At 51.3% G+C, this 15,262-nt stretch carries 14 protein-coding genes; all 14 read right to left on the bottom strand.

Features of this window, described 5'->3' with window-relative positions; translation table 11 throughout:
- Window positions 1-36: 36 nt before the first annotated feature.
- The 14 genes from QOS01_RS09255 to QOS01_RS09190 all read right to left on the bottom strand — a co-directional run bounded on the left by QOS01_RS09255 (window position 37) and on the right by QOS01_RS09190 (window position 15,046).
- Window positions 37-231 carry a hypothetical protein gene (locus QOS01_RS09255; RefSeq protein ID WP_283622104.1) on the bottom strand — a complete coding sequence of 65 codons (195 nt, stop codon included), beginning with the start codon at window positions 229-231 and terminating at the stop codon, window positions 37-39.
- 316 nt (window positions 232-547) lie between these two features.
- A complete protein-coding gene (gene rlmD, locus QOS01_RS09250) occupies window positions 548-1,924 on the bottom strand; it encodes a 23S rRNA (uracil(1939)-C(5))-methyltransferase RlmD (protein WP_283622103.1) in 1,377 nt (458 codons plus the stop codon).
- A gap of 52 nt (window positions 1,925-1,976) precedes the next feature.
- Complete coding sequence (locus QOS01_RS09245; RefSeq protein ID WP_326521105.1) at window positions 1,977-2,303, bottom strand: type II toxin-antitoxin system death-on-curing family toxin; 327 nt, start codon at window positions 2,301-2,303, stop codon at window positions 1,977-1,979.
- Between the two features lie 71 nt (window positions 2,304-2,374).
- A complete protein-coding gene (locus QOS01_RS09240; protein WP_283622102.1) occupies window positions 2,375-2,620 on the bottom strand; it encodes an AbrB/MazE/SpoVT family DNA-binding domain-containing protein in 246 nt (81 codons plus the stop codon).
- A 91-nt stretch (window positions 2,621-2,711) separates the two neighbouring features.
- Window positions 2,712-3,719, bottom strand: coding sequence for a diacylglycerol kinase (locus QOS01_RS09235; RefSeq protein WP_283622101.1), 1,008 nt, complete (start codon window positions 3,717-3,719; stop codon window positions 2,712-2,714).
- A gap of 10 nt (window positions 3,720-3,729) precedes the next feature.
- Complete coding sequence (gene gatB / locus QOS01_RS09230) at window positions 3,730-5,154, bottom strand: Asp-tRNA(Asn)/Glu-tRNA(Gln) amidotransferase subunit GatB (RefSeq protein ID WP_283622100.1); 1,425 nt, start codon at window positions 5,152-5,154, stop codon at window positions 3,730-3,732.
- A gap of 1 nt (window position 5,155) precedes the next feature.
- The gene (gatA, locus tag QOS01_RS09225; protein ID WP_283622099.1) at window positions 5,156-6,628 is read right to left on the bottom strand and encodes an Asp-tRNA(Asn)/Glu-tRNA(Gln) amidotransferase subunit GatA; all 1,473 of its coding nucleotides are present in this window, start codon (window positions 6,626-6,628) and stop codon (window positions 5,156-5,158) included.
- Window positions 6,628-6,945, bottom strand: a complete 318-nt coding sequence (gene gatC / locus QOS01_RS09220; RefSeq protein WP_222259977.1) for an Asp-tRNA(Asn)/Glu-tRNA(Gln) amidotransferase subunit GatC — start codon at window positions 6,943-6,945, stop codon at window positions 6,628-6,630. The genes gatA and gatC overlap by 1 nt, the downstream gene beginning before the upstream one ends.
- A 145-nt stretch (window positions 6,946-7,090) precedes the next feature.
- The gene (locus QOS01_RS09215; protein ID WP_283622098.1) at window positions 7,091-8,206 is read right to left on the bottom strand and encodes a CamS family sex pheromone protein; all 1,116 of its coding nucleotides are present in this window, start codon (window positions 8,204-8,206) and stop codon (window positions 7,091-7,093) included.
- Window positions 8,207-8,209: 3 nt separating this feature from the next.
- Window positions 8,210-10,249, bottom strand: a complete 2,040-nt coding sequence (gene ligA / locus QOS01_RS09210; protein ID WP_283622097.1) for an NAD-dependent DNA ligase LigA — start codon at window positions 10,247-10,249, stop codon at window positions 8,210-8,212.
- A gap of 16 nt (window positions 10,250-10,265) precedes the next feature.
- A complete protein-coding gene (gene pcrA, locus QOS01_RS09205; protein WP_283622096.1) occupies window positions 10,266-12,545 on the bottom strand; it encodes a DNA helicase PcrA in 2,280 nt (759 codons plus the stop codon).
- Between the two features lie 134 nt (window positions 12,546-12,679).
- On the bottom strand, window positions 12,680-13,861 hold the full coding sequence (locus tag QOS01_RS09200; protein ID WP_283622095.1) for an ATP-grasp domain-containing protein: 1,182 nt from the start codon (window positions 13,859-13,861) through the stop codon (window positions 12,680-12,682).
- Window positions 13,862-13,873: 12 nt separating this feature from the next.
- Window positions 13,874-14,449: a xanthine phosphoribosyltransferase gene (locus QOS01_RS09195; RefSeq protein WP_047767393.1), complete on the bottom strand. Its 576-nt coding sequence runs from the start codon at window positions 14,447-14,449 to the stop codon at window positions 13,874-13,876.
- A gap of 21 nt (window positions 14,450-14,470) precedes the next feature.
- Window positions 14,471-15,046 (bottom strand): glycoside hydrolase family 73 protein, encoded by a 576-nt coding sequence (locus QOS01_RS09190; RefSeq protein WP_408612499.1) that lies wholly within the window; start codon window positions 15,044-15,046, stop codon window positions 14,471-14,473.
- Window positions 15,047-15,262: the final 216 nt, after the last annotated feature.

Genomic DNA, 15,262 nt, shown 5'->3' with positions numbered 1-15,262 from the left:
ATTATCAAACACCTTTGGAAGTATTCATGAAGTATATTACAGATGACCAATTTCTAATTTAAATTGACATTCCGGGTCACAAAAAGCAGGTGATATCTCGAATACAGAATCCTGACCAGCATTATATGTTAAAAAACCGTAAGAGCCGGAATTTTGATTGTCATTAAGAAACCAGTAGGCCTTTACTTCAAAATTCTGAAACATATTCTTATCACTTATTTTATTTTTCATGAAAGCACCTTCATTCGTAAACATCATGTTTATTCTATATGTATTTAAAAAGAATAATTTTTGTTATATACGTCGAGTATACAACTCTCCTGCGAATTTTCGATATTTTAACTGAATTAGCATAAATTCAATATTATTTTCGTTAACTCAATCCTTAGTACCAAACTGGACATTCGACTACTCGACTATCAAAATAGGACATAGAACACTCGACCCGCCAGCCCCAAATAGAAAAAGTGTACTAATTCCAATCACTCGGAAAGGAAAAAGTACACTTTCAATCACCTATAAATGCCGTTATACCAGCGTTTGTCGGCTATTTCTCTGTACGTTCCAGGACAGTAACGCTCTCAACATGCGTCGTCTGTGGGAACTGGTCAACAGGCTGGATTGGCTTGACCACGCGGTAGCCCTGCTCACCGAAGCGCTGGATATCCCGCACCAGGGTAGCCGGATTGCAAGAAACGTAAATCACTTTCTGTGGCGCCATCTTGCCGGTCGCCTCAATTAAAGATTCCGCAAGACCCTTGCGTGGTGGGTCCACAATTACCACGTCCGGCTTCAGCCCCGCTGCTTGCCACTTGGCAAACTGCTCTTCCGCCTTGCCGACCACGAACTCGGCGTTCCGGATTCCGTTCCGCTTGGCGTTGTGCTTGGCATCTTCAATCGCGGCGGGTACAATTTCCACTCCATAGACCTGCTTGGCATGCTTAGCTACGGCCAGGGAAATTGTCCCAATCCCACAGTAGGCGTCAATCACCGTCTGGCTCCCATCCAGGCCGGCGTTATCAATGGCGGTCTGGTAAAGGCGCTCCGTCTGTTGCGGGTTAATCTGGTAGAACGACAGTGGCGAAATTGCAAAATCAATCCCTAACAACTGGTCATGAATCTCGTCATCCCCCCACAGGGTCTGATCACGGTCACCCAGCAGGCGGTTGGTCTTCTTATCATTGATGTTCTGGACAATGCTCTTCACTTCCGGCACACCGGCCACGATGCCGTCCACAATTTGCTTGGCCATCGGCAGCCGCTTCGTGTTGGTGACCAATACGACCATCACCTCATGGCTGTAGTAACCACGGCGCACCATCACCGTTCGAATGACACCCTTACCGGTCCGCTCATCATACGGGGTCACATGGTACTTCCGCAAGAGGTCACGAACCACCACGATTGCCTTATCAATTTGTGGATCTTGAATATAAAAGTCCTCAATCGGCACCAGGGTATGGCTCCCCCGCTTGTAAAAGCCAGTCTGCAGCTGGCCCCGCACCATCTTGACCGGGACCTGGGCCTTATTCCGGTAGTGGTAAGGCTGGTCCATCCCCATCGTCGGCAAAACTTCAATATCATCTAGGTGGGCCTTCTCTAGGAGTTCCTTAATCTGGTGTTGCTTAAACTTCAGTTGGGCTGCGTACTTCAAGTGCCCCAGGGGTGCAATCCCCGTTTGAATATACTTCTTATCCTTGACGTCGACCCGGTCCGGGCTCTTCGTCTGCCATTCCATTACCCGGCCCCAGGCAAAGTGGCGGGCCACCTTAGTCACCCGCACGGTAATCTTTTCCCCCGGCAGGGCGTTGGGCACGAAGACCGGAAAGTCGTCAACCTTAACGACCCCGTTCCCCTCATAGGTCAAATCCGTCACTTCTGCTTGGTATTCTTCATTCTTATGGACCGGAATTTTAACTTTCACAATACTTCCTCCATTTTTACGTAATCAACTTTCCCTATTATAGCAAACGAACTCAGTCAGTCACCCGTCGGCACTTTTTCTCCAACAAGTGGGCGATTGTCTTCATTTCATCTTCACTATCATCAGCCAGCATCACCTGCAAAATCAGCGCCTCCCCTTCATCAGCAGTTAAGCGCAATAACCAACCATTTTTCCGCAGAAATAAGAGGGTGGCAATGTAGGCTGTCCGCTTATTGCCATCCGCAAAGATGTATTTTTTTGTTATCTTCTGCATAATATAGGCCGCCTTTAGCCATACTGTCGGGTACAGTTCGTAACCAAATACCACCATTTGCGGTTGATTGACTACCAGTGACAGTCCGGCCGGATACTGGATCACGCGATCATCCTGACCCGTTCTTTATAAGATCCGGTGGTGGACTGCTGTGATTTCAGTCGCCGTTAAATAGATCATTCGTCCTTCAACCGTCCCATCAATTCTTTGTTCTCGTCAAACAGCTGGTCAATCATTGCCATCGTCTGGGAGTCCACCTTTTCCTTCTTCTTGAAAGTCACGGTTTTACCATCTGGAGAGATTGTCTTCTCGTATTCATCCCCGGGCTCAGCGTGCATTCGTTCCTTGTCCCGCTTGGTTAGGCGCAGGCCAAAGGAGTTTCCTGCTTTAAAGAACTTAGCGTTTCCCTTCATTTCTTGCATGGAATCACCTCGTAATCACATTATAGCAAATTGTAACTACAAAGCGAGCTAGGCGACATTTTGTCACCTAACTCGCTATATTACTTTTTTGCTATTTTTCTTGCTTCTGGTTAATCTTGCCGACCCCTTCGACAAAGTCCTTTTCGACCCGCCGGAAGTCTGCCGACTCGGTGATTGCGTCGTCTGGAATGGCGTCCAAGTTAGCCACCACTTCAATGTGTTGCTTGAGATCGTGGAACTTCATTGGTGCATCGCCACCGTATTCGCCGTCCAGGTTGATCATCAGCCGGTCATCCTTGTTCAACGGCGTCACCTCGACATCGGTTGCCTTGGCATAGACAATCCGCGGATCGTTCAGGTGCTTCCCTTGTAGGGCCTTGGCCATCAAACTCAGCATGTCCGTCAGGCTGCTCTTCTTGACGATAATCATCGTGAACTTACCGTCATCCAAAGAGGCGTCCGGCACAATCTGTTCAAAGCCGCCGACCGAGTTGGTCAGGGCCAGGAACAAGGTCGAGGCCATCCCCCGGTATTCCTTACCATCGTACTTGACGGAAACGTCAACCGGCTTAACCTGCGGCAGTAACTCCGCCCCCTTGGCCAGGTATGCTGCGTAGCCAAACAGGGACTTCATCTGGGACGGCACGTCGTAGGTTAATTCCGTCAGTGTTCCCCCGGCGGCAATGTTCATGAAGTAGTTGTCGCCCGCCTTACCGATATCAATCTTGAACTTCTTGTTTTTCCGTAAGATCAGCTTGGCGGCCGCAATCGGATCATCGCGCGGAATCCGCAGGGCCCGGGCGTAGTCATTGGTCGTCCCGGCCGGAATAATGGCCATCGTTGGTCGCTTGTCCAGACCGGCGATCCCGTTAACGACCTCGTTCAACGTTCCGTCACCACCGGCGGCCACGATTAGGTCAAAGCCTTCCTTAGCCGCCCGGGTTGCCTCATTCTTTGCCGAATTTGGTGCTGGTGTTGTCGCAAACGCACTCGTCTCGTAACCAGCCTTTTCATAGATATCCAAAATGTCTACTAGGTCGTTGCGCAGGGCTTCACGACCAGCAGTTGGGTTATAAATAATCCGTGCCCGTTTACGCATCGCAATCCTCCTACTTAGCCTTCAAAGACTTCATCAGTAACTGGGTAACAACTTGTGGATTGGCCTTTCCCCGGGTCTGCTTCATGATCTGACCCATCAGGTAACCAACAGCCCGGTCCTTCCCGTTCTTGAAGTCTTCGATGGACTGGGCGTTGTTTGCCAGAACATCGTCAACGATTGGCTGTAATTGTGCTGGATCGGACAGTTGAACCAGGCCGTGTTCCTTGGCGTATGCCTGTGGTTCTTCACCGGCCAAAATCCCCTTGAAGACCTTCTTGGCCATCTTGGAGGAAATCGTCCCGTCATCGATCAGCTTAACCATCCCGGCTAGGTTGGCAGGAGTCAACTTGGTGTCCGGCAGGTCAATGTGCTTGTCGTTCAGGTAGGAGTTAACGTCGTTCATCAGGTAGTTGGCAACCCGCTTTGGATCGCCACCATCCTTAACGGCCGCCTCAAAGAAGTCTGACATTTCCTTCGTCTGGGTTAAGACCATGGCGTCGTAGTCGGAAAGTCCCAGGTCGTCAACGTAGTGCTTACGCCGTTCACCCGGCATTTCTGGCATTTCGCCCTCGATTTCCTTAATCCAGTCGTCACTAACGTTCAAGTCAGGAATATCTGGTTCTGGGAAGTAACGGTAGTCATCGGCCCCTTCCTTAGTCCGCATGGAAACCGTGGTCCCGGTTGGTTCATCGTACCGCCGGGTTTCCTGGGCAATGTGCCCACCGGACATCAGTACTTGCTGGTGACGCTTTTCTTCAAAGGCCAGGGCCTTGCGAACGTAGTTGAAGGAGTTGATGTTCTTCATTTCCGTCTTGGTCCCGAACTTATCGGAGCCGACTGGGCGAATGGAAATGTTGGTATCAACACGCATGGACCCTTCTTCCATCTTCACGTCGGAGATTCCCGTAAACTGGATCCGTTGCCGCAGTGCTTCCAGGTAGGCCACCGCTTCTTCTGGTGAAGCAATGTCTGGCTTGGAAACAATTTCGATCAGTGGGGTCCCCTGCCGGTTCAGGTCCACGTAGGAGTACTTGCTGGTGTGGGTGTTCTTACCGGCATCTTCTTCGATGTGCATTTCGGCAATCCCAATCTTTTTCTTCTTGCCGTCGACTTCGATTTCAATCCAGCCGTCGTGGGCAATTGGCGTATCAGACTGGGTGATCTGGTAGGCCTTCGGGTTGTCCGGGTAGAAGTAGTTCTTCCGGTCAAAGTGCATGTGGTGGGCAATCTGCGCATGCAGAGCGAGCCCGGCCATGATCCCGTCACGAACAACACCCTTGTTCAGGGTTGGCAATACCCCTGGGTACCCCCAGTCAATGACGTTGGTGTTGGCATTCGGTTGGTCACCAAAGTCAACCGGTGAAGGACTGTAAATCTTTGAATTCGTCTTCAATTCGACGTGGACTTCTAGTCCTATGGTAGTTTGAAAGTTCATCTTAGTTTTGCCCTCCTAACTTTGGTGCCTTCTTGTGAAAATCAGTGGTTTGTTCAAAGACGTAACCAGCGTTGTAGATGGTCTGTTCATCAAATGGCTTCCCAATGATCTGCAGGCCAACTGGCATCCCGTTCTTTTCGGAGAAGCCAGCCGGAACGGACATTGCTGGCAGACCGGCCATGTTAACCGGCACGGTCAGGACATCGTTCATGTACATTGTCTTTGGATCATCAATTTCAGCCCCAATCTTAAAGGCGGTCGTAGCCCCGGTAGCCCCGATGATCAGGTCGTAGTTTTCAAAGACCTTATCGAAGTCTTGGGCGATCAGGCGACGAACCTTAGCGGCCTTATTGAAGTAGGCATCGTAGAACCCGGCGGACAGGGAGAAGGTCCCCAGCATGATCCGCCGCTTGACTTCTTCACCAAAGCCTTCCGTCCGGGACTTAACGTAAACTTCTTCCAGGTTCTTGGCATCCTTGGCCCGGAAGCCGTAACGAATCCCATCGTAACGTTGCAGGTTAGATGAGGCCTCAGACGATGCCAAAATGTAGTATGCTGGGACACCATACTTGGTGTGGGGCAGACTAACCTTGTCAACCGTGGCGCCCAGTGACTCCAAGTGGTCTAAGGCGGCCTTAACAACCTTCTTAACGTCGTCGTTTAAGTCATCGTAGTATTCCTTTGGAACGGCGATCTTCAGGCCCTTAACACTCGTGTCGTCATTCAGGTTGGCAGCCCAGTCAGGAACTTCCTTCAAAGAAGACGTCATATCGTGCTTATCGTTACCAGCAATCAGCGCCGTTAAGTAGGCATTGTCCTTAACGGTCCGGGTCAGCCAACCAACCTGGTCAAAACTGGAACCGAAGGCAATGATTCCCCACCGGGAAACCCGGCCGTAAGTTGGCTTCATGCCGACAACCCCGTTGAAGGAGGCTGGCATCCGGATGGAACCACCAGTATCAGTACCGAGGGCCCCGAGAACGTCGCCCGCTGCAACAGCCGCTGCAGAACCACCTGAAGAACCACCAGGAACCCGGGTAAGGTCCCATGGGTTGTGAGTGGTAAAGAATGCTGAGTTTTCCGTGGATGAACCCATGGCGAATTCATCCAGGTTGGTCTTCCCGACATTAATGAAGCCGGCCTGGTTTAACTTGTCGACAACCGTGGCGTCGTAAACCGGGTTGAAGTTTTCCAGCATCTTGGAGGCTGCCGTAGTCGTCAGCCCCTTGGTCAGGATATTATCCTTAACGGCCAGCGGTACCCCACTAACGAGTTGGTCAGCCGCGATTCCGGCATCGTCAATCTCTTGGGCACGCTTAGTAGCGGCATCTTCGTTCAGGGTCAAGAAGGCCTTGACCTGGTCATCATTAGCCTTGATGTGGTCGAAGGTTGCCTTCGTCAGTTCACTGGCACTGATCTTCTTGTTGACCAGGTCATCGTGCAGCTGACTTAAGTCGGTTTGATAGAAGTCCATTATTCGCCATCCTCGCTTTCGTCAATGATTACAGGAACTCTGATGTAGCCGCCATCTTCGTCCGGAGCATTCTTCAGCAGTGCTTCGGTCTCTTCCTTAGTGGCCTTGACAGCTTTATCTTCACGCATCACGTTAACCCGGTCGGTTGCTGAAGTCATTGGTTCAACACCATCAGTATCAACGGCAGTGAGGTCTTCAAACATGTCAATAATGCTTCCTAATTGTGTGGTAAACTTACCCAGCTCGTCCTTGGGGAATTCAAGCTTAGCAAGTTCAGCAACGTGTTCTACTTGTTGCTCAGTGATTTTACTGGCCATCATTTCTACCTCTTTTCCAAAATTTAGGTATACATACATTTAACAATTTTAGCACAGAACTAGTAGTATTTTCAGCAATTTGCAGTGGAGTTTGCAAAATGAAAAAGAGGCGGCTGAAAACCGACCTCTTTTGGCTTATATGGTATTAGTAAGAATCTAAGATGTGGGTATGGAAGGTGTTCGATCCGGAGTCACGGTAAATAATCGCCTGCATCTCAGAATCAGCTTCGATCCGGATATCAATCGGAATCCCGCTTGGCAGGTAACGCTTAGCGGCTCGAGCAATGTACTGGGTAAAACTGGTGATTTCCGTCTCGCTGTAGAACTGGGTCGTTATCGTGATGTGCATTCCTGCCAAATGACCATTATTGTACTGAGCCTGGGCAGTGACCCCACTCAGGTTCGGGAAGAAGCTTTGAATCTGACTCTTGAAGTTCGAGAAGTTATCATTATCCTGTGAATCAGCGCTCGTCTGGGAGTTCGTTGCCGATGCCTTTGGCAGGACAACGGTCTTGTAGTGGAGGTTCGTCCAACTACTGATCTTGTTACCGTTGTTCTTGCTGTAGGCAAAGTAACTACCACCGACCAGGCTATCATCGGGTGCCTGCTTGTAGAGGGCAATCACGATTGGCACGTTACCGACACCCTTGGTGTGCCGCAGGCGGGTCAGGATCTTCTGAGCGGCAATTTCACCCTGTTGGCGCATCTCGTCCTTACTAATGTTCTTAGTGAAGGTCGGGCCGTCCGTCTTCTTCTGGTAATTGTATTCGGAGTTGATCCCAACCCCGATGACAATCCCCTTCAGTTTCATTGACCGGCCACTATCCGTCATGTAGTCCTGTTCCTCAATCTGCTGGATATATTCCGGGTTCGGGTCACTCTTCTTCCCGCGGGCCGGGTTAAGGCCGTTCGGATTTTTCTTTGACTTCCGGCCGAGCCAGCTCTGCAGGGTATTAGTGTTCAGGTATTGACCTTCCTGGAAGATATAGGACTTTGGTGAGAAGACCCGCTTCGAAACCTGGGTCAACCCACTTTCAAAGCTCTTCTGGTTGTAAGGGTTATCGTTTTGGGCAACGTTAATTCCCCGGGCCTTGCTGGTCTTGTAGCGACCGTTTTGAATAACCCCCTGGTAGTTTCCGTTACCAGAGCCGGTCGTACTATAGTTCTTGGATGAACTGTGCCCAAAGCCACATGAAGCAAGGACAACCGTGCTCATCAAAAGAGCCGCAGCTGTTGCAATTTTCTTAACTTTTAACTTCACGATTTATTGTTCCTCCTTCATTGCCTGGGCAAAGCGGGCCTCATCCCAAACCGTGATGCCCAGGTCCTGGGCCTTCGTCAGCTTGCTCCCCGCTGCCGTCCCGGCAATGACAATATCAGTTTTCTTTGAAACGCTGCTAGTAACCTTTGCCCCATGGGCTTCCAGCCAATCCTTTGCCTGACTCCGGGTCATCTCTTCCAGCTTCCCGGTCAAGACCACCCGGCGGTCGTTCCATTCACTCGATGGGTTGGCTGGTGTGGTGGCCCCCAGGTAAGCGAAGTTAATGCCAGCATCCCGGAGCTCATCAACCAGCTTGACCACTTGGGGGTTAGCGAAGTAGGCTTCCACACTCTCCCCGATTGTCGGACCAATACCATCGACTGCCGAAACGTCATCAGCACTGGCCGCCATCAACTGGTCGAGGGAGCCAAAATGCTCCATGATCAGCCGGGCCGCCTTAGCACCGACGTGACGAATACCGAGGCCAAATAATAAGCGTTCGACAGAATTATTACGACTATTGTCAATCGATGTCAATAGGTTAGTGGCGGATTTGTCACCAAATTTATCTAAAGTTAATAATTGGTCCCGTGTCAGGCTGTACAGGTCGGCCACGTCGTGAATCAACTTCTTATCCCAAAGCTGCTGGATAATCTTTGGCCCTAAGCCATCGATGTTCATCGCGTTCCGGGAGGCGAAGTGGGCCAACCCCTCCTTGATTTGGGCCGGGCACATCGGGTTGATGCAACGCAGGGCTACCTCATCGTCCAAGTGAACCAACTTGGCGCCGCAGACCGGACAGGTCGTTGGAATCTCGTAAGGTTCACTATCAGCCGGCCGCTTCTTCAGGTCGACCCGCGAGATTTCAGGGATAATGTCGCCCGCCTTGTGGAGGTAAACGGTGTCGCCGACCCGGATTCCCTTTTCCTGGAGGTAATCTGGGTTGTGGAGGGAGGCACGACTGACCGTGGTCCCCGCTAGTTGAACCGGGTCCATCACCGCGGTTGGTGTGACGTTACCGGTCCGCCCAACCGTCCATTCAATATCTCTAACCACCGTGGCCTGCTCCTCAGGGGGGAACTTGTAGGCAATTTCCCAGCGGGGGACCTTAACGGTATTCCCGAGGGCAATCTCGGTGTCAAGGTCATTGACCTTTTCCACAATTCCGTCGATCCCGTAGGAAAGCTGGTCCCGTTTGGCCGTGTATTCCTCAATGTAGGCGGTAATTTCCTGGCGGTTATGAATGACCCGGTTATTCGGGTTGACCTTAAAGCCGAGTTCCCGCATCCGGTCGAGGGCTGCTGCCTGGGTCGTAACACCCAGCTTCTGGTATTCGGGAACGTAGTACATAAAGGTATCCAGGTCCCGCTTAGCCGTCACATGGGGGTCAAGTTGGCGAAGGCTCCCGGCCGCCGCGTTCCGCGGGTTAGCGAAGATTGGCTGACCGGCCGCCTCCCGTTCTTGGTTGAGCTTAACAAAGGACTTCTTCGGCATGTAGCACTCGCCCCGGAATTCAAGGGAAAGGGGTTCCGGCAGTTCGTGGGGAACCGACTTAATGGTCATCACATTGGCGGTGACGTCTTCGCCGATGACCCCGTTCCCCCGGGTTGATCCCTGAACCAGCTTGCCGTTTTCGTAAACCAAGGATAGGGAAAGGCCGTCAATCTTCAGCTCAAGGTTGTACTCCGGGTCGACCACCACGTCCTTGTTGTCCTGTTGCCGCTGGTTGAAGTCCATCAGCTCGTCGATGGAGAAGACATCCCCCATCGACAGCATCGGGATATCGTGGGTGACCTTGGTCAACTGACTGGTTGGCCCGCCACCGACCCGCTGCGTTGGCGAATCGCTCGTCTTCAGCTCCGGGAAACGCTGTTCCAAGGCCACCAAACGTTGGTAGGCCCGGTCATAGACGTAGTCCTCAACGGTTGGGGTGTCCTGCTCGTAGTACTCCTTTCCCCACTGGGTTAACTGCTTTCTCAAGGGGACAATTTCTTGTTTGGCCGCCGCCAGGGTCAGCTGGTCGACTGGTGTTTGTTTATCCATTATTCTGGCCTCACTTTTAGTTTGCTTTTTGAATTGGTGCGAAACTTGCCAGGAGCCGCTTGACCCCCTTAGCAGGGAAGGCAATGTCTAGCTCCATGTCATTCCCGCTACCATTGACCTTGACGACCGTTCCTTGACCCCACTTCTTGTGGGTGACCTTGTCGCCAACTTTCCAGCTAACCTTATCCGCACCGGTGCCGGTATTCGTAATTGGCTTAACCCGCTTACCGGCATCCCGGTAATGGTGCTTTTTCGGTGTCCGCTGTCGGTAGGTGCCTAGCGTGGCGGCCTTCTTGCTGAATGGGACGTTATCGTTCATCTGGCCCCCCTCTTCGTCGAGGAGCTTCGGGTCAATTTCTTCCACAAAACGGGACGGCTTGTTTCGTTGAATCCGCCCGTACAGGAGACGGGAAACGGCGTTCGTCAGGTAGAGTTTCTTCTTGGCCCGGGTAATGCCTACGTAGGCCAACCGCCGCTCTTCTTCCAGTTCGTCGTCTTCCATCAGCGCCCGGGAAAGCGGGAAAATCCCCTCTTCCATTCCGACAAGGAAAACGACCGGGAACTCAAGTCCCTTAGCGGCGTGGAGGGTCATCAGCGTTACCGCTGGCTCCTGCTCGTCCACGTCGTCCTGGTCAGAAACCAGGGCCAGATCAGCCAGGAAGTTAATCAATTTCTGCCGGTTCGGCGTGTCGTCGTCCTCGTGCTGCTTATCGTATTCCTGGGTCACCGACTTAAATTCGTCCAGGTTCTCCTGGCGGGTCTGATTCTCCAGGTTATCCTCCTTTTGTAACATCTTATTATAACCCGACCGCTCGAGGATTTGGTCGGTCAGGTCGGTAATACTCAAGTACTCAACCTGCTTATCCAGGTCAGCAATCAACTGGCCAAAGTCCGCCAGCTTAGTCCGCGCCCGGGAGGAAATGTTATTAGCGATGTCAACGTTTTGACTCGCCTCCAGTAAGGACCAGCCATTGTCGTTGGCAAACTCCCGGAGGTGTTCGACCGTTGTTAGGCCGATCCCCCGCTTAGGAGTGTTAACGATACGGCTAAAGCTCATGGAATCCTGGTGGTTGACCAGCAGGGTCAGGTAGGCCAGAACATCGCGGATTTCCTTCCGGTCATAGAACTTGTGGCCCCCCACCATTGTGTAGGGAACGCTGGACTTCATAAAGGTCTCTTCAATCATCCGCGACTGGGCATTGGTCCGGTAGAGGATGGCAAAGTCGTTGTAGTGGTAACCGTGCTTGTCATGCTCTTCCTTGATTTTAGCAACGATGTACTGGGCCTCGTCATGTTCGTTTTGGGCCTGGTAATAGGTGATCTTGTCCCCCTGGCCGTTCTCGGTCCAGAGGTTCTTGTCCTTCCGCCCACTGTTGTTCTTGATCACTTCGTTGGCGGCGTCCAGGATGGTCTGGGTCGACCGGTAGTTCTGTTCCAGCATGACGGTGTGGGCATTGGGGTAATCGTGTTCGAAGTTCAGGATGTTTTCGATATTGGCACCCCGCCAGCCATAAATACTCTGATCCGCATCCCCCACCACGCAGATGTTCTGGTACTTGTCCGCCAGCATGTGAACCAACTTGTACTGGGCATCGTTGGTATCCTGATATTCATCGACGTGGATGTAGTGGAAGCGGTCCTGGTAAAATTCCAAAGTCTCCGGATCCTTTTGGAAGAGCTCAATTGTCTTCATGATCAGGTCATCGAAGTCGAGGGCCTGGTTGGCCTCCAGCTGCTCTTGGTAGAGTTTGTAAGCCCGGGCAACCACGGAGGTGTACATGCTATGCGGGTTACGGCTATCGGTGGCCTTGGCCGCGTATTCGTCAGGGGTCAGCAGGGCGTTTTTCGCATTAGAAATCGTACTGAGGATGCTCCGCGGGTCAAACTTCTTGGGGTCAATGTTCAACTCGGCACAGACCTGCTTCATCAGTGTCCGTTGTTCACCCGTGTCCGCGATGGTAAAGGCCCGGTTATAGCCAATCTTCTCGATGTCCCGCCGTAAGATGCGCACACACAAGGAGTGGAAGGTGGATACCCAAATATCCTGGGCACTCTCGCCTAAAAGTTTACCTACCCGTTCCTGCATTTCTCGTGCGGCCTTATTGGTGAAGGTGATTGCCAAGATGTTCCATGGAAAAACATTCTTTTCTTCAATCAAGTAGGCCACCCGGTGGGTCAATACCCGCGTCTTCCCGGAACCTGCTCCAGCCATAACCAGTAGCGGACCTTCCGTTGTTAAGACCGCTTCGGTTTGCTTATCGTTCATTCCATCTAGTAGTGCTTGACTATTATTCACGCCGTCCCATCCTCTCTAAAAAATCAGTCGGCTAATATTATACCAAATAATGGGTTCACTTTTGACTAAAACGAACATCCGTTACGAAATTTTTCGAGAAAAAATGAGACCGGCATCCACCAGTCTCACATTGATTAAAGCTCGTCTTCTTGATTTTCTGTTTCCGTTGCCTGCTCATCCTGCGCAGCCAGGGGCTCGGCCCAAACTTCGGTGTCGTCCACCTGTTCTTCCAGTTCGGTCAGGCTACTACCGGTAATCCAGACAAAGCCTAACAGGCTGTCATCATCCGGATTAGTGAGGTTAAAGAAGCGGAACTGCCAGTTATCCTTCAGCATCCACTGACGTTGGATGGCTTCCTCCTGTGAATACCGTACCACCATCAAGAGGGTCGGTTGCAAAGAACGGATAACGTGGAGGGGCATCCCCACCGTTGCTCGAACCTGCTCCTCGTACTGGGTCACGTTAGCAGCACTGTCGTAGACGTTGGCAATCGAGGTCAGCCCCAGCTCAATGTTTTTCACGTACAGGGAGCCAGTGGCCGTGACGTAGAAGTTAAGGGAGAACATACCCCGGTATTCCAGCGATACGGCCACGCTCTTCACGATCCGTTGCATTTCCGTCAGCAGGTCGTCATCAACTACCGCCGGCGTTTCAACGGCAATCAGCTTCCGGTCCTGGGCAAACTTCAACTTGGCCAGGGGGTAGATCTTAACGTCATTCCCATCAGTAACTGCCGTCATCGTGTATTCGGCGGTGTGGTCAATCCAAGATTCCAAAAGGTAGGTCCCCGTATTGATAAAGTCACCAGCCCGGGCAATGTCCGACTGGCGGTTAATCATCATGGACTGTTCCCCAATTCCCCGTTGAATTGGCTTCAGCAAGGCCGGGTAACCGATGGAGTCAATTGACTGGTAAACATCATCCAAACTAACAACGGTTACGTAGGGGGCAATGTTAATGTTGATCTGGTCCAAGAAGGCCCGTTCCATCAGCCGGTCCTGGACAATTTCCAGACCATTGATCCCCTGGGGAATCGCCGCGAACTGGCTCAAAAAGTGCAGGACCCGGGAGTCAACGCTCGGCGTCTGGTAAATAATGGCGTCACAGTCCTGACCAAACTCGGTCAGCTTAGCCTTATCGTTGTAGGGCCCAACGATAGTAAAATCAGCCATCTTCGTCAATGCTGGTTGGGCGTGGTCCAGGTAGACACCCACGTTAAAACCGGCATTTTTAGCTGCGGCAATCAGCGCACCTACGTTCCGGTTGACGGCAATTAAGCCAATCGTGCTTCCCGGATAAATAGCGTTCGTACTCATTGTCGTCCCCCCCTAGTCCTTGTCAAATTCAATCTGGTTGTTGGCCAGCGACTTAATCCGGGCCAAGGATTCAACCCGAAAGCCCCGGTCCCGGAGCTCCTTGCCGCCCGGCTGAAAGCTCTTTTCAATCACAATTCCGGCACCGGCAACCTTAACACCAGCCTGGTCAGCAATTTCCAGCATTCCTTCTACCGCCTGACCATTAGCCAGGAAGTCATCGACCATTAAGATCTTGTCATCTGGTGAAACGTACTTCTTAGAAATCGAAATTCGGTTGGTCGTCTTCTTGGTGTACGAGTAAACATCAGCAACGTACATGTCCTTGTTTAAGGTCAGGCTCTTGTGCTTGCGGGCGAAAATAACGGGAACCTTCATTGCTAACCCGGTCATCACTGCCGGGGCAATTCCAGACGATTCCACGGTCCAAATCTTCGTGATTCCTTCACCCGCAAAGCGCTTGGCAAACTCTTGCCCGATGTGCAGCATCAGTTCAGGGTCAACCTGGTGGTTCAAGAAGGCATCCACCTTCAAGACGTTACCTGGCAGGACCGTCCCAAACTTTTCAATCTTTTCGTTTAATTCCTGCATGGTGATTACTCCTTTAATTCTCTACTTATCATAATTATATAACTTATAAGTCTGAATTACCGAAATGAGCTTCTTGGCGTAGTCCGGATCGGTTGCGTAGCCCGACTTCTGCAGGGCCTCGGCCGCCTCCTTATAGTTCTTCGCATTGACCACGTCTTGGTAGTTCTGCTTGTTCATGTCGGTTCCGTTTAGCATCAGCTTTGTATGGTCCTTAATCGAATCACTCCAGCTGTCGTAAACCCGGAAGCGGCCCTTAGTAACAATCCAGCGCCCGTTAATGTACTCCTTGGTCGTCATCACCTTAGAATTGCTTGGGTCCGTCCCCTTAATTCCAAAGAGGTTGTGGTACTGGGATGCCAGCTGGCTGGTTCCCCACTGGGACTCCAGGATTGCCTGGGCAATGGTTACCGAAGCACAAACATGGTAGGTATTCTGCATTGCCTGGGCCTCGGGAGCAACCTGCTTGATGAACAGCCGCTTGGCCTCACGGTCCTGGTGCTCCATCTGGCGTTCAATCCGCTGTTGGTTCCAAATCCGGTAATAGTGGTGCGCAGCGTAGACCCCCAAGAACAGGGCAATGATAACGAGTAGCCAAATTAACGTCTTCGTCCCTGATTTACGTTTACGCTTTTTCCCCTTTCGCCTTGCCAAAAGAAATTTTCCTCCTCTACCATTTTTTAAAATATCTACTTCAGATTATATCATTATTTTAATAATCGGCCTGCATGATTTTAAAACCCGGAATGTCAATTTAAATTAGAAATTGGTCATCTGTAATATACTTCATGAATACTTCCAAAGGTGTTTGATAAT

This window comes from Limosilactobacillus avium, assembly GCF_947381485.1.
In the GTDB taxonomy this organism is placed as follows: Bacteria; Bacillota; Bacilli; order Lactobacillales; family Lactobacillaceae; genus Limosilactobacillus; species Limosilactobacillus avium.
Note: the sequence above shows the minus strand (reverse complement) of the source record. Positions and strands in the feature narration are given on the sequence as shown.